This is a genomic window from Ancylobacter sp., from assembly GCF_965229075.1.
Classification (GTDB): Bacteria; Pseudomonadota; Alphaproteobacteria; order Rhizobiales; family Xanthobacteraceae; genus Ancylobacter.
Window position 1 is genome coordinate 1,570,090 of sequence record NZ_CBDDIO010000002.1, and the last position, 20,450, is coordinate 1,590,539.

Here is a 20,450-nt window from a genome sequence, read left to right on the forward strand (position 1 = left end):
GCGCCTCAGCCGAGGCCGGATTCGAAGCTGGCCCGCGCAAGGTCGGTCTCATGCAGGGTCACACGAATCTTGCTCAGCCCCTGCCCGTCCGCCCCCAGCGCGCCGGCCTTGGCCGCTGCTGCCATGGCATCGAAGATATGCCGGGCGAGATACTCCGTGGTGGTGAGGATGCCGGCGAATTGCGGCAGCGTGTCGAGATTCTGGTAGGCGAGCGGCGCCAGCGTCTTTTTCAGCACGTCGAGCGCGGCACCGATGTCGACGACGACATTCTGCGCCGTCAGCGTCTCGCGGAAGAAGGCGACATCGACCACGAAGGTCGCGCCGTGCAGGCCCTGCGCCGGGCCGAAGAACGGGTCGGGCAGGGAATGGGCGATCATGATGCGATCGCGGACTTCGACAGAGTACATGGCATCCCTCATCGGTAATCGAGCAGGATCGCCAGCGCGTCCTCGCCCCCGGTCAGAAGTGGCGGCAGCCGTTGCGGCGCCGTATCGAAAGCGACGACATGCGTGACCAGAAGGTCGAGCCGCGCATCGTCGAGCAGGGTGAGCGCCTTGGCGAGCCGGCGCTCATGCGGCCAGCGCGGCCGCCGTGACGGAGATACGGAGCCCACCTGCGAGCCGATCAGTTGCAGGCGGCGGCTGTGAAACGCCTCGCCCAGCGGAACGGCGGGCGCGTGGCCGCCATACCAGCTCACCTCCACCACCTTCGCCTCGAACGCCGCCGCCGCCAGCGCGGTGGCGAGGCCCGGCGCGGTGGCGCTGGTATGGAACACGACATCGGCCTCGTCGGTAACGCCGTCGGGCAGGGCGAAAGCGGCGCCGAGTGCCTGCGCCATGTCGGCCCGGGCCGGGTTCACATCCACAAGCGTCACCTCGGCGCCGGGCAGCCGCGCCGCCAGCGCGGTCAGCAACAGGCCGACCACGCCGCCGCCGACAATGGTGATCCGGTCTCCCGGCCCCGCGCCGGAATCCCACAGCGCATTCAGCGCCGTCTCCATATTAGCGGCGAGCGCGGCGCGCTCCGGCGGCAGGCCCTCGGGCACTTCCATCGCCGCCGCCACCGGCAGGCGGTAGCGGTCCTGATGGGGGAAGAGCGCGAAGACGGTGCGGCCGCGCCATGCCGCCGGCCCGGCCTCGACCACGCCGACGCTCTGATAGCCATAGTGCACCGGAAACGGGAAATCCCCGTTCTGGAACGGGCCGCGCATGCGCTCACGCTCGCTTGGCGGCACCGCGCCTTCCAGCACCAGCCGCTCGGTGCCCCGGCTCACCGCCGAGACGAGGCTGCGAATGAGGAGGCCGTCCTCGACCGGCGGGGGCAGCGGCGCGTGGCGCAGTTCGTAGCGCCCCGGCGCCACGCACCAGAGCTGTGTGGCCATCTCCGCCGTGCCGCCCATCAACCGTCACCCCCTGCCCTTATTCGCGTGCATAACAGCATCACGGTGCGGTTAGATCCCACATGCGCGTGAACCGCCCACGACGGGGCGCGTACAAGCCCCGGGTGCGGCCATGGTGGCCGCGCGCCCGCGCCGAGCCGAGGATCGCATGAGCCTGGACGAGAATCTCGCCGAAGGACGCTTCATTTCCGCCGGTCGCGCCGAGCGCCGCACCCCGACCGGCGTGCAGTCTGCCCGGCACCTCACCCAGCGCCGCGTGGTCGTCTTCACCCTCATCGCCGCGACCTATGCCGCCCTTGTGGCGCTGTTCGCCCATCTTCTCGCCCATGGCGGGTTCACCCTGCTGGACGGGCTGCTGCTGGCGGCTTTCTGCCTCTCCACGCCGTGGACCATTCTCGGTTTCTGGAACGCCCTCATCGGTCTGTGGCTCCTGCACGGGCCCGGCGATGCCCGGCGCTCGGTCTATCCCTATGCCACGCGAGCGGCGGAGGAGGCGCCGATCACCGCCCGCGTCGCCATGATCATGACGCTGCGCAACGAGGACCCCGCCCGGGCGTTCGCGCGGCTGCGCGCCATGGAGCGCGCGCTCGCCGCCAGCGGCGCGGGCGAGACCTTCGCCTGGTTCGTGTTGTCGGACACCACCCGGCCGGAGATCGCGGCGCAGGAGGAAGCGCTGTTCGCCACCTGGCAGGCGGAACGCGGCGAAGGGGCTTCGCTTCACTACCGCCGCCGCACCAGTAACGAGGGCTTCAAGGCCGGCAATATCCGCGATTTCCTGGAGCGCTGGGGCGACGCGCACGACTTCATGCTGGTGCTGGACGCCGACAGCTTCCTCGGCGCCGAGGCCACGTTGCGCCTTGTGCGCATCATGCAGGCGCATCCGCGCCTCGGCATTCTGCAGAGTCTCGTCGTCGGCCTGCCCTCCCGCTCGCCTTTCGCCCGCATCTTCCAGTTCGGCATGCGCCACGGCATGCGCTCCTACACCATGGGCGCGTCCTGGTGGGCGGGCGATTGCGGGCCCTATTGGGGCCACAACGCCGTTCTGCGCATTGCCCCGTTCAAGGCGCATTGCCAGCTTCCCGTCCTGCCGGGCCGGGGCCCGCTCGCCGGCCATGTGCTGTCGCACGACCAGATCGAGGCGGTGCTGATGCGCCGCGCCGGCTATGAGGTGCGGGTGCTGCCGGAGGAAATGGACAGCTTCGAGGAGAACCCGCCGCATCTCACCGAATTCACCCGCCGCGATTTGCGCTGGTGTCAGGGCAACATGCAGTACTGGCGGCTGATCGCCCTGCCGGGCCTGAAGCCGATGAGCCGATTCCAGATCTCCTGGGCGATCCTGATGTATCTCGGCGCCTTCGCCTGGATGGCCTTCGTCGCCCTCGCCGCGCTGAAGGTGTTCGACACCGAGCGGGCGGACGCGCCCTTTCCTGCCGCGCTAGGGCTGACCCTGTTCGCCACCATGTTCGCGATGAGCCTCGCGCCGAAGGTCGCGGGTCTGCTCGACGTGCTGCTGCGGGCGGGCGAACGCGCGCGCTATGGTGGCACCGCCCGGCTGGCCGGGGGCGCGCTGGCGGAGTTCGTCTTTTCCGTGCTGCTGGGGCCGGTGGTGGCCTTCCGCATCGCTCTGTTCATGATCGGCCTTGCCTTCGGTCGCACCGTGACCTGGGAGGCGCAGGCGCGCGATGCCGAGCGCCTGTCCTGGCGCACCGCGCTTACCGGTCTGTGGCCGCAATTCCTGTTCGGCGCGGCGCTCGCCGGGCTGCTCGCCGGCTTCGCGCCGGGGGCGCTGCCCTGGGCGCTGCCGGTGCTCGTCGCCTTGCTCGGCGCCGTGCCCTTCGCGGTGCTTACCGCCGAGCCGGCGCTCGGCCGGTGGCTGGGCCGAACCGGCCTGTGCGCCACCCCGGAAGAGATGTTTCCCACGACGAGCCTCACCTCTCTCGAGGCGGAGCAGGTGACCGCGGGACGGTGAGATCCGTGCGCCGCACGCCGGCACAATCTGCGGATGAGTGTCCGCAGCGACAGCGTGGCTTCTTGACGGTAAGACCGTAGTGCGCAAGAGAGGCGAACATTCTTCGGTCCAATAGGCTTGCCAAGCCCTCTCTCCGCTGGCCTATCCTGCCCGAAGGAGACGCCGGCGTGAGCCTCTAGACGGATGATGCATGAAGATCCGGTTCGGCAAGACCTATGTGTACCTGGCTGAATACCGGATGCCGATTCTGCGCGCCCGCTTCGCCCGCAGGTTCGGACTCGAATCCACGCCGGTTGTTGTGCCCGGCGAACGGCGTCACCCCGGCAATGTGCATGCTGTTTTCCTCATCTGGCAGCCGCAGGCGACCGCCTGGTACGTGACCAACGCATTGGAAGCGCTGGCCGAGGCGGGGATCAATGTGACCCTGGTGGTCAATCACCCGCTCAGCGAGGCGCGACTCGCGGAGCTGCGGCCCTTTGCCGACCGGATCATGCTGCGGGACAATTCCGGCCGCGACATGGGGGGCTACCGCGACGCCATCCTGTCTTTTGCCGGGCGGGAGCCGGAGCGGCTGCTGCTGATGAACGACAGCGTCTATTACTTCCGCACCGGTCTGACCGAGATGGTGCAGAGGCTCGCCACCTCCCCCTGCGATGTCTGTGCGACGTATGAGAACTGGGAGTATCATCACCATTTCCAGTCCTTCTGCTATTCGATCTCGCGTTACATGCTGGAGCAGCCTGAGTTTCAGCGGTTCTGGCGCGACTATCTTCCGGTGAATGCCCGGCCCTGGGCCATCAACAAGGGCGAGGTCGGCAGTTCGCGCTGCATGGTGCGCCTCGCCCGCTCCAGCGAGGTGCTGTTCAACCCGGTCAAGCTGCGCGAGGCGCTGGCCGGCCTCGATGCCGTGGGCCTGCAGGATCTGTTTGGCCATCTGCCGATCGACCTGCGCCCGCCTGCGGATGGGCCGCAGCTCCGGCAGGAAACGGTGATCCGACAGCTCATGGACGCGGTTGTCGCCCGCTCACAGATCCACACGGGCGGTTTTCTCTACCGCCGCTTCCTCGGGGCGCCGCTGATCAAGCGCGATCTTCTGTTCCGCCTGCAGTACCAGCTGCATGAGATCGAGACCTTGCTGAACATCGTCGGCACAGAAGGCCACACGGCCGACATCATCACGGAAATGCGCGCCAAGGGCATCGGCTTCCAGCTACGCGGACGGGCGCGCCAGCGCTTTCTGCTCGATCTGTAGCGCCTCCGCCCCGCCGGAGATCGGCAAAAGCTCTAGCCATGGCGCCGCGGGGCGCCGATATGGAGGGAATGGTGCCCCCCGTTCCGCCCGCCGCGCCGCCTTCCCTGCCGCCTTCCGGTCGCGCGCGTCCCAGCGCCGCGCGCCGCGCATCACCGCTCTGGCGGGTCGTCGGCTTTCTTTTCCGCCTGCTCTGCACGCCGCTGATCCTGCTCGACGAGCTGGTGCGCCCGCTCTATCGGCCGCTCCTTGCCCGCCTCGCCGCGCTCCGGATCATGCATGCGTTCGAGCGCTGGATTGCGGCCCGCTCGGTGACGACGATCCTGGTGCTTCTGGTCGTCCCCTATGTCACCATCGAGCCGCTGAAAATCGTCGCGCTGGTGTGGATCGCCGACGGTTGGGCCAAGGCCGGCACCGTGCTTTTCCTGCTCGCCTATCTCGTCAGCTTCGTCATCATCGAGCGCATTTATTCCGCTGGCCGGGCCAAGCTGATGACGGTGGGGTGGATGGCGTGGGTGATCGTGACGCTCTCCGGCCTGCGCGATCGCGTAGTGGCGGCGCTGCGGCTTGACCGGCTCAAGACCGCGCTGCGGCGCCGCGTGCGCGAGGTCCGGCGCGGACTGGCGCGGGTGTGGCGCTGAGGATGAGCAGTGTCATCCCAAGGGATGGGGTCGGCCACATTCAATGGTGATCCGGCTAAGCGCAGGCGTGATAGAGGCTGGCCGGGCGCGGGCCTACCCTTTCCTGGTCATCGGCACCGCATGGAGCGGGCCGGAAATCAGGAGAACCGCCATGACCAAGTTCCTCACCCTCGCTGTCCTGTCCACCACGCTCGTGCTCGGCGCTGTCTCGGCCGAAGCGGCGGCCACCCGTCCGGTCGCTTCCGCCCAGACGGTTGTCGAAGGCCGCAACATGACCGAGAGCTTCGCCGCCCAGAACGGCGCCGCCGCGATCCGCGAGCAGGCCGAAGGCAACATGCGCTCCACCCGCTGAGCGGGCACGTCGGTACTGATACCGTCGGCCCGGTCCCTGACCGGGCCGAACGCTTTTTCGGTCTCCCGCCGCGCGCGTCATCACGCTTGCCTTTGGCCTGTCCCGGGCGGCTATAGTCTGCCAAAATGTGGGAGCGGCATGTGACCGTCGACCCGATATCGAGGGGGTGACGGGAGACGGAAGCATGGGCTTTGGCGCGCCGCAGGCGGTGGCGATCCCCTGCCAGGATGGGGTTTCACTCGGCGGGCACATCTGGGCGGCCGCGCCCGGTCCGGTGCAGGGCGCGGTGGTGATCAATCCCGCCACCGGCGTCGCCGCGCGCTATTATCATCGCTATGCACGCTTCCTCGCCGGCCACGGCTTCGAGGTTCTCACCTTCGACTATCGCGGCATCGGCCTCTCGCGGCCGGCCCGGCTGCGCGGCTGCCGCTATCGCTGGCACGACTGGGGCGAGCGCGATGTCGACGCGGCGCTGGGCTTTCTGGCGGCGCGCACCGCGGCGCCGCTCATGGTCGTCGGCCATTCCATCGGCGGCTTCCTGCCCGGTCTGGCCGAGAATGGTGCGCGGATCGTGCGGCTGCTCACCATGGGTGCGCAATATGCGTGGTGGGGCGATTACGCGCCGCGCCAGCGCGCCGCCCTGTTCCTGAAATGGCACGTCGCCATGCCGGCGCTCACCGCCCTGTGCGGCTATTTTCCCGGCAAGCGGCTGGGCTGGCTGGAGGATTTGCCGGCCGGCGTCGCCCATGAATGGAGCTTTCGCGGGCCGCGCTTCGAGACCAGCCATCCCCGGCCCGCGCGCGCGGCGGTGCGCGCCCGCATGGCGGCGGTGCGGGCCGAAATCCTCGCCGTGGCGATGAGCGACGATCCGCTCGGCACCGTCCCGGCGCTCTCCCGCACGCTCGGCTACTACACCGGCGCGAGCCGCACTCTGGTGCGCCTTGCCCCCGCCGATTACGATCGGGCGGCGATCGGCCATTTCAGCCTGTTCCATGACAGCCACGCCGAAGGCTTCTGGCGCGATACGCTCGCCTTCCTGCGCGAGGGGCGCAATCCCTGGCCGCAGCACGTGGTGAAAGCCTGGCCGGCGCGTCCCGGCCCCTGATGCCGCGCGCCGCGCGGCGGGAACGTCGTCACCCGCCCGGGGTTGAGACCGGAAAGCGAGGCGCGCCATGGGGTCATCACCCCTTCCGCGCTGGGGCGCCGTGCTCGGCTTTGCCCTGGGCGGGTTCTTCGACGGCATTCTGCTGCACCAGATTCTGCAATGGCATCATCTGCTCAGCCTGGTGCCGGGAATGGACGATCTACGCCTGCAGGTTCTGTGGGACGGCTATTTCCACGCGCTGATGTATGGCCTCGCCGCCCTCGCGCTGGTCGGCCTGTGGCGGGCGCACCGGCGCGGCGCGCGAGCGACTGGGACCACGCTCGCGGCCGCCCTGCTCATCGGCTTCGGCCTGTGGCACGTCGTCGACAGCGTGCTCTCGCACTGGCTGCTCGGCCTCCACCGCATCCGCGTGGACAGCCCCAACCCGCTGTTGTGGGACCTCGTCTGGTTTTTCGGCTTCGGGGTGGCGCCGCTGCTGCTTGCGGGCTGGCTGCTGCGCGGGAAGGGGCGCGGAGGGCGCATGGCCGGGCGGCTTGCCTTGGTGGCGCTGACAATCGGCACGCTCGGCGCCGCCGCATGGTCGCTGCACCCGCCGGCCAACCAGCCCTTCACCACCGTCGTCTTCCGGCCGGGCCTTGCGCCGGCGCAGGTGGCGCAGGCGCTGGCGCGGCAGGACGCTCGGCTCATCTGGGCCGATCCGGCGATGGGTGTGGTCGTGGTCGAGGCGCCGCCGGGGCGCGCGCTCCGCCTCTATGCCGAAGGTGCGTGGCTGGTCGGCGGCGCGGGGCTGCCCGCCGGCTGCCTCGGCTGGAGCCGGGTTTAAGCCGCCGAGCGCCGGTGCTCACCCCCTGATCAGGGCGGTGATCTCGGCCACGCGCTGCGCTAGCAGGTCCGGCGCGCCCTTGGCTTCCACATTCAGCCGCAGCAGCGGTTCGGTGTTGGAACGGCGCAGATTGAGCCGCCAGTCGCCGAAGTCCAGCGAGAGACCGTCGGTCTCGTCACGCACAGGGTTGTGTCCGGCGAAGGCCGCCTCCACCCGCGCCACCGCGCCGGCGGGATCATCGAGGCGGAAATTGATCTCGCCGGAGGAGGGAAAGGCGGCCATGCGCGCCGAGACGAGGTCGCTCAGCTTTTGCCCGCTGCGCCCCATCAGTTCGGCCACCAGCAGCCACGGGATCATGCCGGAATCGCAGCACATGAAGTCGCGGAAATAGTGATGCGCCGACATTTCCCCGCCATAGACCGCGCCGGTGTCGCGCAGCGCCTGCTTGAGGAAGGCGTGGCCGGTGCGCGCCTGCACCGCCCGCCCGCCGGCGCGGGCCACCTGGTCCTGCGTGTTCCACACCACCCGCGGGTCGTGGACGATGGTGGCGCCCGCTTCCTTGGCGAGAAACACCTGCGCCAGCAGGCCGACGATATACTCGCCGGGAATGAACCGCCCGGTCTCGTCGAACAGGAAGCAGCGGTCGAAATCTCCGTCCCAGGCGACGCCCATATCGGCACCGGCCGCCACAACCGCTTGCGATGTCACCGGCTGGTTCTCGGGGAGCAGCGGGTTGGGAATGCCGTTGGGAAAGCCACCATCGGGCTCATGGTGCAGGCGCACGAAGGTGAGCGGCGCCCCGCGCGCCTCCAGAGCGCCCGCCAAGGCGTCGAAGGTCGGCCCCGCCGCGCCATTGCCGGCATTGACGAGAATGGTGAGCGGGCGCAGCGCGCGCGTGTCGACAAAGGAGAGCACGCGCGCGACATAGGCCGCGCGGGCGCCTTCCGCCGGGACGACCCGACCGCCCGGCAGGTCAGGCAGCTCGGTTCCCTCCGCCAGCTTTTGGATCGCCGCCAGCCCCGTCGCGGTGTCGAGCGGGGCGGAGCCGGCGCGCACCAGCTTCATGCCGTTATAGTCCATCGGGTTGTGCGAGGCCGTCACCTCGATGCCGCCATCGGCGTCGAGATCGGTCACGGCGGCGTACATCTCCTCGGTGCCGCACAGGCCGAGGTCGAGCACCTCGACCCCGCCCGCCACCAGCCCTTCGATGCACGCGGCGGCCAGCGCCTCTGAAGAGGCGCGGCAGTCGCGCCCGATCACCACCCGCTTCGCCCCGAGCCCCTCGGCGAAAGCGCGGCCGATGCGGCGGGCGATGGCCTCGTTCAGCTCGTCGCCGAGCCGGCCGCGAATGTCGTATGCCTTGAAGCAGGTGAGCATGGCCGGGCCTTTCCTAAGCGCGGGCGCGGAAAGCGTCCGCGCGGCGATACGGATTCTGGGGGAAGAGATCAAGGCGCTTGCGCCGCCTTGCCTTTCCGCCGTCCGCCGCCCACACTTCGCGCCTCGGCACGGCCCACCGCGCCCACAGGGCGCACTGCGACATCCAAGGCTCCATGGCTCATCTCTATCCCGTTCTTCTCTGCGGCGGCTCCGGCACGCGCCTGTGGCCGCTGTCGCGCAAGAGTTTTCCCAAGCAGTTCGTCACCCTTGGCGAAGGCGAGACGCTGTTCCAGGCCGCCGCCCGGCGCCTTTCCGGGCCGGATGTGCGCCCGCCGGTCATCGTCACCAATGCCGATTTCCGCTTCATCGTCACCGAACAGCTGGCCGAGGCCGGCATTCCGGCCGGCGCCGTGCTGATCGAGCCGAGCGCGCGCAACACCGCACCGGCCATTCTCGCCGCCGTGCAGTATCTCGCGGCACGCGACCCGCAGGCGCTGCTCCTCGTCATGCCGTCCGACCAGGTGGTGCCGGACAGTGCCGCTTTTTCGGAGGCGGTGCGCGCCGGCCTTCCGGCGGCGGAAGCGGGGCGCATCGTCACTTTCGGCATCCGCCCGACCCGGCCGGAAACCGGCTATGGCTGGCTGGAACTCGCCCATGCCCCGGAGGGTGACGCGCCCGCGCCGGTGCCGCTGCGCCGCTTCGTCGAGAAGCCCGACGCGGCGCGCGCCGCCGCCCTGCTGGCCGACGGGCATTATCTCTGGAACGCCGGCATCTTCCTGTTCTCGGTGGAGACGGCGCTGAAGGCGTTCGAGGCCCATGCCCCCGCCATGCTCGCCCCGGTGCGGCAGGCGCTGGACGAGGCGGCGAGCGACCTCGATTTCCTCCGGCTCGCTCCGGGGCCGTGGCAGAAGGCGGAAGACATCTCCATCGACTACGCCATCATGGAGCGCTCGGAGAATCTCGACGTGGTGCCCTTCGCCGGCGACTGGTCGGATCTCGGCGACTGGGCCTCTGTCATGCGCGAGGGCAAGGCGGATGCCGCCAATGTCGTCGCCCATGGCCCCGTCACCGCCATTGACTGCGCCGATTCGCTGCTGCGCTCGGAGGCGGAAGGGCTGGAGCTGGTCGGCATCGGGCTGAAGGACATGCTTGTCGTCGCCATGCCGGACGCAGTGCTGGTGGCCGACCGCTCGCGCTCGCAGGAGGTGAAGCAGGCGGTGACGGCGCTGAAAGCGCGTGGCGCGCGGCAGGCCGAGCATTTCCCCAGAGACCACCGGCCCTGGGGCTGGTTCGAGACGCTGGCGCTGGGCGACCGCTTCCAGGTCAAGCGCATCGTCGTCCATCCCGGCGCGGCGCTGTCGCTGCAGAGCCATTATCACCGCTCCGAGCACTGGATCGTCGTCTCCGGCACCGCCCGCGTCACCATTGACGGTACGCCGCAGCTGCTCACCGAGAACCAGTCGGTCTACATCCCCTTGGGCGCGGTTCACCGCATGGAGAACCCCGGCAAGGTGCCGATGGTGCTGATCGAGGTGCAGACCGGCACCTATCTCGGCGAGGACGACATCATCCGCTATGAGGATGTCTATGCCCGCGGCCAGGGCGCCAAAGGATAGAACGCGCTGCGGTGCCGCTACGCCTCCGCCAGCGCGGCGCGCCAGCCGCCGCTGGCAGTGATGTCGCGCGCGCCTTTGAGCCCGTGCGGCTCGCACAGGAAGCCCTTCACCGCGCTTCCATCGTCCAGTTCCACCGTGCCGATGACGAGCGGGGTGGGGATGCCGGCGATGAAGTCGCCCAGCGCGGCGCGCGGCAGCGCCCACACTTCCAGCGCGATTGCCGCGCCGCCTTCGGCGCGGAGCAGCCCCGGCCGCGCCGGCGGGCCGCCGGGCAGGGCGAAGAGCCGGTAATGCGGCGCGGTGCGCGCCGGGCGCAGCAGGCGGCCGCCGCGCGCGGTCAGTTCGCCATTGAGCGGCAGGCCGGCCATGTGCGCGCCGCAGACGGCGAGGGCGATCTCGTCGCTCGCCGGCCCGTGGCCGTGAGCATCGGTCCGGGGCGGCACCGCCGCGCCTGCGCGCTCGACCCGAAGCGCCAGGGCGGCAGCGCGCCCGTCCTCGCCCTTGCGCGCCAGTATCGTCAGGCTGCCCGGCCGGCCGTCGGCACGTGGCCCGGTCGGCACGGCGATGCCGCAGAGATCGAGCAGATTGACGAAATTGGTGTAGGTGCCGAGCCGGCTGTTCGGCCCGAACGGGTCGGCGGCGATCTCCTCTCGCGTGACGAAGCAGGGAATGGTCGGCACGCAGAGGAAATCCGCGCCCTCCAGCGCCAGCGCGCAGACCCGCCGCAGTTCCTGCAGCCGGTACAGGCCGTTGAAGGCGTCGACGGCGGAGAGGGAAAGCCCGGGCGCGAGGATGGCGCGCGTGACCGCGTGCAGGGTTTCTGGTGCGGTGGTTAGCCGGCTTCCCACTGCCGCCACGCGCTCGGCGACCCAGGGGCCGGAATAGAGCAGCTCCGCCACGGCGTAGAAGGGCGAGAGGTCGATCTCGCGCAGCTGCGCCCCACCGCTCTCCAGCCGCTCGATTGTGGCGTGGAAATGGGCGGCCTGCGCCTCGTCGCCGAAGGTGCGCAGACTGGCCGCGTCGGGTACCGCCACCGTTACCGCTGCCGGCAGCGCGGCAAGGTGCGGCGACGGCATGGGGCGGGACCAGGCATCCGCGGGATCGACGCCGGCGGTGAGCGCGAACACCTCCCACGCGTCGGCGACGCTGCCGGCAAAGACCGAGATGGTGTCGAGCGTGCGGCAGGCTGGCACCATGCCGGCGGAGGACAGCGCGCCGAGGCTCGGCTTCAGCCCGACAATGTCGTTGAGCGCCGCCGGCACCCGGCCGGAGCCGGCGGTGTCGGTGCCGAGGCTGAACGCCACCAGCCCCTGCGCGACCGCCACCGCCGAGCCGGAGGAAGAGCCGCCGGGCACCAGCGCCGGGTCGATGGCGTTGCGCGGCACGGGATAGGGCGTGCGCACCCCGACGAGCCCGGTCGCGAACTGGTCGAGATTGGTCTTGCCGAGGCATATCGCACCGGCGGCGCGCAGCCGGGCCACCACGAAGGCGTCGGCGGTCGCCTCATAGGCGAAGTCGGGGCAGGCGGCGGTGGTCGGCATGCCGGCCACGTCGATATTGTCCTTCACCGCATAGGGAATGCCCCAGAGCGGCCGCCCGTCGGGCGCGCCCAGCGCCCGGGCTTCGGCCAGCGCCTGCGCGCGGGCCTCGTGCAGGAAGATTCCGGGATCGCCCAGCGCATCGAGCCGGCGGAACGCTTCCGCGATCACCGCTTCCGGTTGCAGCCCCCGCCCATAGGCAGCGCGGAGCCCGGCAAGGGTGAAGGCGAGATCACGCGGCATAGGCTGGCCCCCGGAAGCGACAGGGCGACATAGTAGGCAGCCCATTTCCAGCCGCCAAGCCTGTAAGCAGATAAGGTTGCATTGTATACATAAGAGGCGCGTGGCGGGAGGGGGCGGGCGCGGGTCATTTGGCGCAGTTCGCTCCGCCCGCCCCTGCGGTCTCGTTTGCGCCGGAGGGCGACGCGACTGCGCCGGGAAACGGCTCATTCTTCATCGCGGCCCGCCGCCGGCTTAGGCGAAGGTCGCCTACGTTCAGTCCGTATGACGAATCGGGCATGCGCGTCGCCGGGCCATCCCGCTGAGATTCCATGCCGGGCGCGCGGCCGGCAAGGTCGGAAGGTGTTTAAAGACCGGCCTTTCGCCGCCGGCTCCCCCACACGAAGTCTGTAAATGAGGCGTGCCTAATTGCGCGTCAGCCTGAGTGTTCGCGCGCTGCCGCGCAGCGTCGTCGCCGCTTCCCCATCCCGGCACCGGCGGCAATGCGGCGCGCTGCCGTGGGGGCGCTGCCCCAGCTGACTGCCGCTGCGTCAAGAATGGCGCAGTCATGCCAAGAGGCTGCAAACGCGTGAAAAAATAGGTTTCGCCGCGTCCGGTGTCTTTCCCCTTCCGCTTGGCACGACCTTTGCGGAAGCAGGGGAAGGCGGAAGCCCGGGTCGGCGATGGACGGTCGCCGTTCCGGGCCGTTCCGCGCGGCTTGTCCGAGGAGGAAGCATGAAGCTTGCGGTCAGCGCCAATGACAGTTTCGTCGAGTTCGCCGGCGTGCAGAAGAGCTATGACGGCGAAACGCTTGTCGTGAAGGACCTCAGCCTGCGCATTCGCCGCGGCGAGTTTCTCACCATGCTGGGCCCTTCCGGCTCGGGCAAGACGACGACGCTGATGATGCTCGCCGGCTTCGAGACGCCGACCTCCGGCGACATCATGCTCGACGGCGCGCGTATCGACGCGCTGCCGCCGGAGAAGCGCAATATCGGCATGGTGTTCCAGAACTACGCGCTGTTTCCGCATATGAGCGTGGCGCAGAATGTCGGCTATCCCCTCAAGGTGCGGGGCCGGCCAAAGGCGGAGATCGCCGACCGCGTCGCCAAGGCGCTCGACATGGTGCATCTCGGCAGCTTCGCCGCGCGCATGCCGGGCCAGCTTTCCGGCGGCCAGCAGCAGCGCGTCGCGCTGGCGCGGGCGCTGGTGTTCGAGCCCAAGCTGGTGCTGATGGACGAGCCCCTCGGCGCGCTCGACAAGCAGCTGCGCGAACATATGCAGATGGAAATCCGCCATCTGCATGAGCGGCTCGGCATCACCGTGGTCTATGTCACCCACGACCAGAGCGAGGCGCTGACCATGTCGGACCGCGTCGCCGTGTTCAATGCCGGCATCATCCAGCAGGTGGCGCCGCCCTCCGAACTCTACGAATACCCCGCCAATTCCTTCGTCGCCCAGTTTATCGGCGAGAACAACCGGTTGCCCGGCCGCATCGAGGCGGCCAATGGCGCGCTGTGCTCGGTGGTGCTCGCCAATGGCGATGTCGTCACCGCCACCCTGACCGAGGCGGCCGGGGTGGGGGAGAACTGCCTGCTCTCCATCCGGCCGGAGCGGGTGCAGATCGCCCCGCCCGGCGGTTCGCTCGACAACCATTTCGAGGCCGTGATCGCCGAGACGATCTATCTCGGTGACCATGTACGCGTGCGCTGCGTGCTCGATAGCGGCGCCGAAATGGTCGTCAAGGTCGGCAATGTCGAGGACCGCCCGGTCCTCGCTGTCGGCTCCCGTATTCCGCTGGCATGGCGCGCGCAGGATTGCCGCGCCCTCGACGCGGCCTGAGACCTCCGCCCCCTAGACCCAAAGGGAATGACCATGCAGTTGAAGTCGCTGACGATGACCCTCTCCGCGCTCGCCCTCGCGGCGACCTGCGGCACCGCCTTCGCGGCGGACGGCCTCACCATCACCTCCTGGGGCGGCGCCTATCAGACCAGCCAGGACGAGGCCTATTTCAAGCCTTACACCGCCAAGACCGGCACCAAGATTACCCAGGAAGAGTATAATGGCGAGGCGGCGCGCATCCGCGCCATGGTCGAATCCGGCAACACCACCTGGGATGCCGTCGACGTTGACGCCGCCACCGCGCAGCAGGGCTGCGACGAGGGCTTCCTCATCCCGATCGATTATTCCAAATTCGGCGGCGAGGCGGCGTTCGTGAAGGGCTCGACCTTCGAATGCGCCATCCCGACCATCATCTATTCCACCATCTACGCCTATGACGCCGACAAGCTGAAGGACGGCCCGAAGACCATTGCCGGCCTGTTCGACACCAAGACCTGGCCAGGCAAGCGCGCGCTGCAGAAGACCCCCTTCGGCAATCTCGAATTCGCACTGATGGCGGACGGCGTGCCGGCCGACAAGGTCTATGAGACGCTGAAGACCAAGGAAGGCGTCGACCGGGCCTTCAAGAAGCTCGACACCATCAAGAAGGACATTGTCTGGTGGGAGGCCGGCGCCCAGCCGCCGCAGCTGCTCGCTTCCGGTGAAGTGGTGATGGCCACCGCCTGGAACGGCCGTATCTTCAACGCCAACAAGGTGGACAAGAAGAACTTCAAGATCGTTTGGGACGGCCAGCTGCTCGATTACGATCTGTGGGCGATCCCCAAGGGCGTGAAGGACCTCGACGCGGTCTACAAGTTCATCGAGTTCGCCTCCAGCCCGGAGGCGCAGGCGGCCCAGACCAAGTACATCTCCTATGGCCCGGCGCTGCTCGCCGCCACGCCGCTGGTCGCGCCCGACATCCTGAAGGACCTGCCGACCGCGCCGGAGAACGCCAAGACCGCGCTCGCCAACGATCCGGTGTTCTGGGGCGACAACAAGGAAGAGCTCTTGAAGCGCTTCAACACCTGGATCGCTCAGTGACCCCAAGCGCGCCGGCGGCTAGCTGCCGCGCGTCGTGAACACGCGCCCGCTCCTTTTGGGGGCGGGCGGAAGGCAGGCCGGGGCTCTCGGTGCCCCGGCCGCTCACCGACCGACCGCGCCGCCCTCCGGGGCAAGGCCGCGGCAGCAACCGAGGGGGATTTCTCGACATGGCCGTGGCCGCCCTTCCCGGCGAGGCCGGACCCGCTGTGGACCGCACCTCGCTCAAGACCAAGCTCCGGCGCGCCGAGCGGGTGAACCGCCTGCGCTCCTTCTCGCTCGTCGCCCCGCTGCTGCTGTTTGTGCTGGCGGTGTTCGCGCTACCGATCGGGCTGATGCTGCTGCGGGCGGTGGAGAACACCGAGGTGCGCGAGACCATGCCGCGCACCATCGCCGCGCTCAACGCGTGGGACGGGCGGGAGACGCCGGGCGAAGAGGTGTTCGCCGCCTTCGCCACCGATCTCGTGCAGACGCAGAAGGACCGCACCACCGCGCTGGTGGGCAAGCGCATCAATTATGAGGTGCCGGGCGCCCGCTCGCGCTTCCTCAAGGCCGGGCGTCTTATCGATGCCGGCGGCGGCGGGCCGTGGAAGGAGAAGTTCATCGCTAGCGACCCCGAATGGGGCTCGGTCGAGTTCTGGGCGATCATGAAGCGGGCGGGGCAGACGCTCACCCCCTATTATCTCCTCACCTCGGTGGACCTGCGGCAGGACGCCGGCGGGGCGGTGACGACGAATTTCGCCGACCAGTCCATCTTCATCGACATCTTCATCCGCACCCTTTCCATCAGTCTCGTGGTGACGCTGGCAACACTCGTGCTGGGCTATCCCGTCGCGCATCTGCTGGCGATCCTGCCGCCTCGCCACGCCAATGTGCTGATGATCCTGGTGCTGCTGCCCTTCACCACCTCCATTCTGGTGCGCACCACGGCGTGGATCGTGCTCCTGCAGAGCAATGGCGTGCTCAACGACATCCTGCTGGCCCTTCACCTGACGACGGAGCGGGTGCAGCTGATCTTCAACCGTTTCGGCACGGTGCTGGCGATGACCCATATCCAGCTGCCCTTCACCATCCTGCCGATCTACTCGGTGATGAAGTCGATCCCGCCCTCGCATCTGCGCGCGGCGCGCTCGCTGGGCGCCGGGCCGCTCACCGCCTTCGTCTCGGTCTATGTGCCGCAGACCCTGCCGGGCGTCGGCGCCGGCTGCCTGCTCACCTTCATCCTGTCGCTCGGCTACTACATCACCCCGGCGCTGGTCGGCGGGCCGCAGGACCAGATGGTCAGCTATTTCGTCGCGCTCTACACCAACCGCGAGATGAACTGGGGCCAGGCCTCGGCGCTCGGCGGCATCCTGCTGATGATCACGCTGGTGCTCTATGCGGTGTTCAACCGCGTGGTCGGCATCGACAAGGTAAAGCTGGGTTGATCGACATGCTGGCACCGTCCTACGCCACCCCGCGCGAGAAACTGGCCTATTTCCTCTTCGCCGTGTTCTGCACGCTGGTGTTCCTGTTCCTTGTCGGCCCGATCCTGGTGATCATGCCGCTCTCCTTCTCCAGCGAGCCCTGGTTCACCTATCCGCTGCCGGGGCTCAGCCTGCGCTGGTACATCGATTTCTTCACCGATGAGCGCTGGCGCATCGCGCTGCAGAACAGCGGCATCGTCGCGGTGTTCTCGACGCTCATCGCCACCGGGCTGGGCACGCTCGCCGCGCTCGGCCTGTCGCGCGGCAATGTGCCCTTCGCCGGGCTCATCCTGTCGATCCTGATCTCGCCGATGATCGTGCCGGTGGTCATCGTCGCGGTGGCGATGTTCTTCGGCTTCGCGGCGGTGGGGCTGAACAACACCTATCTCGGGCTCGTTCTCGCCCACGCCATTCTCGGCACGCCCTTCGTCGTCATCACCGTGACGGCGACGCTGACCGGCTTCGACCGCTCCCTCACCCGCGCCGCCGCCTCGCTCGGCGCCTCGCCCTGGACCACCTTCCGCACGGTGACGCTGCCCTTGATCGCGCCGGGGGTCACGTCGGGAGCGCTGTTCGCCTTCGTCACCTCCTGGGACGAGGTGGTGGTGGCGCTGTTCCTCGCCAGCCCGGACCAGCGCACCCTGCCGCGCCAGATGTTCTCCGGCATACGCGAGCAGATCTCGCCCACCATCACCGCCGCCGCCACGCTGCTGGTGCTGTTCGCGGCGCTGCTGATGCTGACGCTGGAACTGCTGCGCCGCCGCTCCGAGCGGCTGCGCGGCACCGGTGGCTGAGAAAAGGCCGAGCGAGCGGAAAGGCGGCGGGGCTGCCTTCTCTCAGCGGCCGAAGCTCTCGCGCAGACGGTCCCATTTCAGCCGCGCCTTCACCGCCAGCGGCCAGGCGGCATGGCCAAGAATCGGCCGGATGCGGGTGACGGGCAGGTCAAGCGCCCCGGCTCCGCCCCCGGCGGCGTGGCGGGCGAGCATGCGCCCGGTGGCGGTGGCCATGGCGACGCCGCGCCCATTATAGCCAAGCCCGATGGTCAGCCCCGGTTCCGGCTCGTGCAGATGCGGCAGGTGATCCCAGGTCACCGCCACCTGTCCGTTCCAGCGATGCGTCCATTCCACCGCTTTCAGCACCGGGAACAGCCGCGTCGCCTGGTCAACGAGCGCGCGGAAATCCTCTGGCGCGGTGGCTGGCCGCAGCACGCTGCGCCCGCCCATGACGAAGCGGCCGGCGTCGTCCAGCCGGTAATAGGCGTAGGAGGCCGACATCTCATACAGCACCACGCCGTTCGGCATGATCGGCGCGGCGAGGTCCGGCGGCAGCGGCTCGGTGGCGGTGATCGAGGAATAGACCGGGATCAGGCTGCGCCGCAGGCCGGGCCACAGGTCGTCGCTATAGCCATTGGTGGCGAGAATGACGCGCTCCGCCGTCACCCGGCCGCCCGGCGTGTCGATCAGCCAGCCGCTGCCCGCCTTTGCCAGCCGCAGGGCCGGGGTGTCGGTGAACAGGCGCGTCCCCGCCTTCAGCGCGGCGCGGGCGAGGCCGCGGCAATAGGCGAGCGGGTTCACCTGTCCGCCGCGCCGGTCATGCGCGCCGAGAGGATAGAAGCCGGTGCCGGTGAGGCGCGCCATCTCCTTGCCCTCGGCGATGACCACATCGGCGCCGCGCGCCGCCCATTGCCGCTGGAACGCGCGCACACCCTTGGCCGCGCGTTCCGACAGCGCGGCGCGCAGCGTGCCGCCGCGCTTGGGCGCACAGTCGATGCGGTGGCGGGCGATGAGGTCGAAGACGAGGCCGGGGGCCTCATCGCCGAGCCGCACCATCCGCCCGCCGAGATCGGCGCCGAATCCGCGCTCCAGTTCCTCCGGGTCCCATTTCAGCCCGGGATTGACCTGCCCGCCATTGCGGCCGGAGGCGCCCCAGCCGATCTGGCTCGCTTCCAGCACCAGCGTGTCGACACCGGCCTCGGCGAGGTGCAGCGCGGCGGAGAGGCCGGTATAGCCGCCGCCGATGATCGCCACCCGCGCGCGCGTGTCGCCCACCAGCGCGGCGGTGTCCGGCGCGGGCGGGGCCGTCTCCCGGTAGAGCGAGCGCGGCAGGGGGCGGCGGGCGAGGGTCTGGACCATGGGCGTGTTCCGCTCGGGGGATGACGGATCGGCGGGTGGGCGGATCGAGGGCGCAGGCGGGTCAGAGACCCGCCATCGGGCGCGGCCGCGAGCCGTCGAAGAAGCGCGACAGGCGGTAGGGCGCCGGATCGGCGATCGGCGTGGCGCCGGTGACGAGATCGGCGACGAGATGGCCGGCGCCCGGGCCGATGCCGAAGCCATGGCCGGAAAAGCCGGTGGCGACGATGAGGCCGGACACCGTGTCGGCGGGCGAGATGACCGGCACCGCGTCCGGCGTCGCGTCGATGAAGCCGGCCCAGCTCTGCACGATCCGCGCCTGGGCGAAGGCCGGAAAGCGCCGCTTCAGCGCGGCGAAGGCCTGGTCGAGATAGCCCTGGTCCGGCGTGGGGTCGAGCACCCGCGCCGCTTCATAGACCGAGGGTTCATCGAAGGGACGCCGCGCGCTCTCGCGCCATTCGGTGACGAAGCGCGGCCCGAGCCGCAGCCGCAGCGAGGCGAATTCCATCTGCAGCGCGGGGAGGAAGGGCAGGGCGAAACGGAAACTGTCCGGCACGATCGGCACCACGTTCACATGGCCATTGGCGATGGTGTAGCCGCCATCCTCCCGGCGCCGGAAGGCGAAATCATGGTCCCACAGCGCCGGCGTGGGGCCGCCCTCCACCGGAGAGGTGCGCAGCACGCTGGCCCGCACCTTCAATTGCGGCAGGGCGATGCCGACATCGGCGAGAATACGCCGGGTCCACGCACCGCCGGCGACGACGATATTCGGCGTGACGATGCGTCCGCGCTCGGTCACGGCGGCGATGACCTTTCCGCCGCCGGTCTCGACGCCGCGCACCGCGCAATCGGTGAGGATGATGGCGCCGCGCTTGCGCGCCGCCTCGGCGATGGCCGGCACGGCCTTCTGCGGTTCGGCCCGGCCGTCGGACGCGCACCAGAGCGCGGCCGGCGGCGGCTTGGTATCCCCGGGCATATGCGCCGCCAGCCGCGAACCGCTGACCATCTCGGCATGAATGCCGGCGCCGGCGGCCTCCTTCACCCAGTCGGCGAAAGAGGCTTCCTTCTTCGCGTCGTTGGCGGCGAACAGGATGCCGGTGGTGGCGAAGCCGGTGGCCGCGCCGATATGCGCATCCATGCCGCGCCAGAGCCGCAGCGCCTCGCGGATCAGCTCGAATTCGCGCGGGTCACGCTTGGCCTGGCGGCACCAGCCCCAATTGCGGCTCGATTGCTCGCCGGCGATATGGCCCTTCTCGCACAGAACCACTTTGAGGCCGCGCTCGGCGAGATAGAGCGCGCTGGTGGTGCCGATAATGCCGCCGCCGACGATCACCACGTCGGCGTCGGTCGGGCAGCTGGAGTCGGAGGCGACGGGTACGACCTGGGGTCCCATGATGGCCTGTTCACGCTGGTACGGACGTCCGGCCTTCATGCGCCGGGCGGGACGCCAAAGCTAGCAAAACCAGTGCCAGGGTTATGCCGAGGCGCGGCAGAGGCGCGACCTATCCCACGAGGATTCCGCTGAGGAAGGTAAAATAATCCATCATTAAATACCGATCATAATACCTTAAACGAGTCTTCATGCGTGGAATCCAAGACAAAATGCGCGGTGTAATCGTAGTGTTTGCCATAATATGGTAGGGTATTGTCC

At 69.2% G+C, this 20,450-nt stretch carries 17 protein-coding genes; 11 read left to right on the forward strand and 6 right to left on the reverse strand.

Translation table 11 applies throughout. The annotated features are described in order from the left end of the window. Window positions 1-5: 5 nt before the first annotated feature. Together ACO07Z_RS13350 and ACO07Z_RS13355 are read right to left on the reverse strand one after the other, a co-directional pair. Entirely contained in the window at window positions 6-407 is a 402-nt protein-coding gene (locus ACO07Z_RS13350; protein ID WP_421699153.1) for a 6-pyruvoyl trahydropterin synthase family protein, read from the reverse strand. A gap of 8 nt (window positions 408-415) precedes the next feature. After that, window positions 416-1,381 carry a zinc-dependent alcohol dehydrogenase gene (locus ACO07Z_RS13355; RefSeq protein WP_421699154.1) on the reverse strand — a complete coding sequence of 322 codons (966 nt, stop codon included), beginning with the start codon at window positions 1,379-1,381 and terminating at the stop codon, window positions 416-418. Window positions 1,382-1,547: 166 nt separating this feature from the next. Between ACO07Z_RS13355 and mdoH the strand changes: the two genes are divergently transcribed. From mdoH to ACO07Z_RS13385, 6 genes are all read left to right on the forward strand, one after another. After that, window positions 1,548-3,368: a glucans biosynthesis glucosyltransferase MdoH gene (gene mdoH, locus ACO07Z_RS13360; RefSeq protein ID WP_421699155.1), complete on the forward strand. Its 1,821-nt coding sequence runs from the start codon at window positions 1,548-1,550 to the stop codon at window positions 3,366-3,368. A gap of 190 nt (window positions 3,369-3,558) precedes the next feature. After that, window positions 3,559-4,620, forward strand: a complete 1,062-nt coding sequence (locus tag ACO07Z_RS13365; protein WP_421699156.1) for a rhamnan synthesis F family protein — start codon at window positions 3,559-3,561, stop codon at window positions 4,618-4,620. Window positions 4,621-4,688: 68 nt separating this feature from the next. Next, window positions 4,689-5,258: a hypothetical protein gene (locus ACO07Z_RS13370; RefSeq protein WP_421699157.1), complete on the forward strand. Its 570-nt coding sequence runs from the start codon at window positions 4,689-4,691 to the stop codon at window positions 5,256-5,258. A 151-nt stretch (window positions 5,259-5,409) separates the two neighbouring features. Next, the gene (locus ACO07Z_RS13375) at window positions 5,410-5,610 is read left to right on the forward strand and encodes a hypothetical protein (protein WP_421699158.1); all 201 of its coding nucleotides are present in this window, start codon (window positions 5,410-5,412) and stop codon (window positions 5,608-5,610) included. 184 nt (window positions 5,611-5,794) lie between these two features. Next, window positions 5,795-6,715, forward strand: coding sequence for an alpha/beta fold hydrolase (locus tag ACO07Z_RS13380; protein WP_421699159.1), 921 nt, complete (start codon window positions 5,795-5,797; stop codon window positions 6,713-6,715). 67 nt (window positions 6,716-6,782) lie between these two features. Beyond that, on the forward strand, window positions 6,783-7,538 hold the full coding sequence (locus ACO07Z_RS13385) for a DUF2243 domain-containing protein (RefSeq protein ID WP_421699160.1): 756 nt from the start codon (window positions 6,783-6,785) through the stop codon (window positions 7,536-7,538). Window positions 7,539-7,556: 18 nt separating this feature from the next. Here the strand turns inward: ACO07Z_RS13385 and ACO07Z_RS13390 are convergent, their stop codons facing one another. Beyond that, entirely contained in the window at window positions 7,557-8,915 is a 1,359-nt protein-coding gene (locus ACO07Z_RS13390) for a phosphomannomutase (RefSeq protein ID WP_421699161.1), read from the reverse strand. A gap of 173 nt (window positions 8,916-9,088) precedes the next feature. On the opposite strand from ACO07Z_RS13390, the gene ACO07Z_RS13395 reads away from it, so the two are divergent. Next, window positions 9,089-10,531 (forward strand): mannose-1-phosphate guanylyltransferase/mannose-6-phosphate isomerase, encoded by a 1,443-nt coding sequence (locus ACO07Z_RS13395; protein ID WP_421699162.1) that lies wholly within the window; start codon window positions 9,089-9,091, stop codon window positions 10,529-10,531. Window positions 10,532-10,548: 17 nt separating this feature from the next. Here the strand turns inward: ACO07Z_RS13395 and atzF are convergent, their stop codons facing one another. Next, on the reverse strand, window positions 10,549-12,312 hold the full coding sequence (atzF, locus tag ACO07Z_RS13400; protein WP_421699163.1) for an allophanate hydrolase: 1,764 nt from the start codon (window positions 12,310-12,312) through the stop codon (window positions 10,549-10,551). A gap of 711 nt (window positions 12,313-13,023) precedes the next feature. Here atzF and ACO07Z_RS13405 point away from each other — a divergent pair. From ACO07Z_RS13405 to ACO07Z_RS13420, 4 genes are all read left to right on the forward strand, one after another. Further along, window positions 13,024-14,127, forward strand: a complete 1,104-nt coding sequence (locus tag ACO07Z_RS13405; protein WP_421699164.1) for an ABC transporter ATP-binding protein — start codon at window positions 13,024-13,026, stop codon at window positions 14,125-14,127. Window positions 14,128-14,160: 33 nt separating this feature from the next. Further along, on the forward strand, window positions 14,161-15,207 hold the full coding sequence (locus ACO07Z_RS13410) for an ABC transporter substrate-binding protein (RefSeq protein WP_421699165.1): 1,047 nt from the start codon (window positions 14,161-14,163) through the stop codon (window positions 15,205-15,207). Between the two features lie 167 nt (window positions 15,208-15,374). After that, complete coding sequence (locus ACO07Z_RS13415) at window positions 15,375-16,631, forward strand: ABC transporter permease (RefSeq protein WP_421699166.1); 1,257 nt, start codon at window positions 15,375-15,377, stop codon at window positions 16,629-16,631. 5 nt (window positions 16,632-16,636) lie between these two features. Beyond that, complete coding sequence (locus ACO07Z_RS13420) at window positions 16,637-17,464, forward strand: ABC transporter permease (protein ID WP_421700811.1); 828 nt, start codon at window positions 16,637-16,639, stop codon at window positions 17,462-17,464. A 42-nt stretch (window positions 17,465-17,506) separates the two neighbouring features. Here the strand turns inward: ACO07Z_RS13420 and ACO07Z_RS13425 are convergent, their stop codons facing one another. Both ACO07Z_RS13425 and ACO07Z_RS13430 read right to left on the reverse strand, forming a co-directional pair. After that, window positions 17,507-18,802, reverse strand: coding sequence for an NAD(P)/FAD-dependent oxidoreductase (locus ACO07Z_RS13425; RefSeq protein WP_421699167.1), 1,296 nt, complete (start codon window positions 18,800-18,802; stop codon window positions 17,507-17,509). Between the two features lie 61 nt (window positions 18,803-18,863). Then, window positions 18,864-20,195, reverse strand: a complete 1,332-nt coding sequence (locus ACO07Z_RS13430) for an NAD(P)/FAD-dependent oxidoreductase (RefSeq protein ID WP_421700813.1) — start codon at window positions 20,193-20,195, stop codon at window positions 18,864-18,866. Window positions 20,196-20,450 lie beyond the last annotated feature (255 nt).

What these genes read in the sequence shown, in the direction of transcription:
- ACO07Z_RS13350 (WP_421699153.1), bottom strand. Translation starts at nt 407, where the DNA reads ATGTACTCTGTCGAAGTCCGCGATCGCATCATGATCGCCCATTCCCTG.
- ACO07Z_RS13355 (WP_421699154.1), bottom strand. Translation starts at nt 1,381, where the DNA reads ATGGCCACACAGCTCTGGTGCGTGGCGCCGGGGCGCTACGAACTGCGC.
- mdoH (WP_421699155.1), top strand. Translation starts at nt 1,548, where the DNA reads ATGAGCCTGGACGAGAATCTCGCCGAAGGACGCTTCATTTCCGCCGGT.
- ACO07Z_RS13365 (WP_421699156.1), top strand. Translation starts at nt 3,559, where the DNA reads ATGAAGATCCGGTTCGGCAAGACCTATGTGTACCTGGCTGAATACCGG.
- ACO07Z_RS13370 (WP_421699157.1), top strand. Translation starts at nt 4,689, where the DNA reads ATGGTGCCCCCCGTTCCGCCCGCCGCGCCGCCTTCCCTGCCGCCTTCC.
- ACO07Z_RS13375 (WP_421699158.1), top strand. Translation starts at nt 5,410, where the DNA reads ATGACCAAGTTCCTCACCCTCGCTGTCCTGTCCACCACGCTCGTGCTC.
- ACO07Z_RS13380 (WP_421699159.1), top strand. Translation starts at nt 5,795, where the DNA reads ATGGGCTTTGGCGCGCCGCAGGCGGTGGCGATCCCCTGCCAGGATGGG.
- ACO07Z_RS13385 (WP_421699160.1), top strand. Translation starts at nt 6,783, where the DNA reads ATGGGGTCATCACCCCTTCCGCGCTGGGGCGCCGTGCTCGGCTTTGCC.
- ACO07Z_RS13390 (WP_421699161.1), bottom strand. Translation starts at nt 8,915, where the DNA reads ATGCTCACCTGCTTCAAGGCATACGACATTCGCGGCCGGCTCGGCGAC.
- ACO07Z_RS13395 (WP_421699162.1), top strand. Translation starts at nt 9,089, where the DNA reads ATGGCTCATCTCTATCCCGTTCTTCTCTGCGGCGGCTCCGGCACGCGC.
- atzF (WP_421699163.1), bottom strand. Translation starts at nt 12,312, where the DNA reads ATGCCGCGTGATCTCGCCTTCACCCTTGCCGGGCTCCGCGCTGCCTAT.
- ACO07Z_RS13405 (WP_421699164.1), top strand. Translation starts at nt 13,024, where the DNA reads ATGAAGCTTGCGGTCAGCGCCAATGACAGTTTCGTCGAGTTCGCCGGC.
- ACO07Z_RS13410 (WP_421699165.1), top strand. Translation starts at nt 14,161, where the DNA reads ATGCAGTTGAAGTCGCTGACGATGACCCTCTCCGCGCTCGCCCTCGCG.
- ACO07Z_RS13415 (WP_421699166.1), top strand. Translation starts at nt 15,375, where the DNA reads ATGGCCGTGGCCGCCCTTCCCGGCGAGGCCGGACCCGCTGTGGACCGC.
- ACO07Z_RS13420 (WP_421700811.1), top strand. Translation starts at nt 16,637, where the DNA reads ATGCTGGCACCGTCCTACGCCACCCCGCGCGAGAAACTGGCCTATTTC.
- ACO07Z_RS13425 (WP_421699167.1), bottom strand. Translation starts at nt 18,802, where the DNA reads ATGGTCCAGACCCTCGCCCGCCGCCCCCTGCCGCGCTCGCTCTACCGG.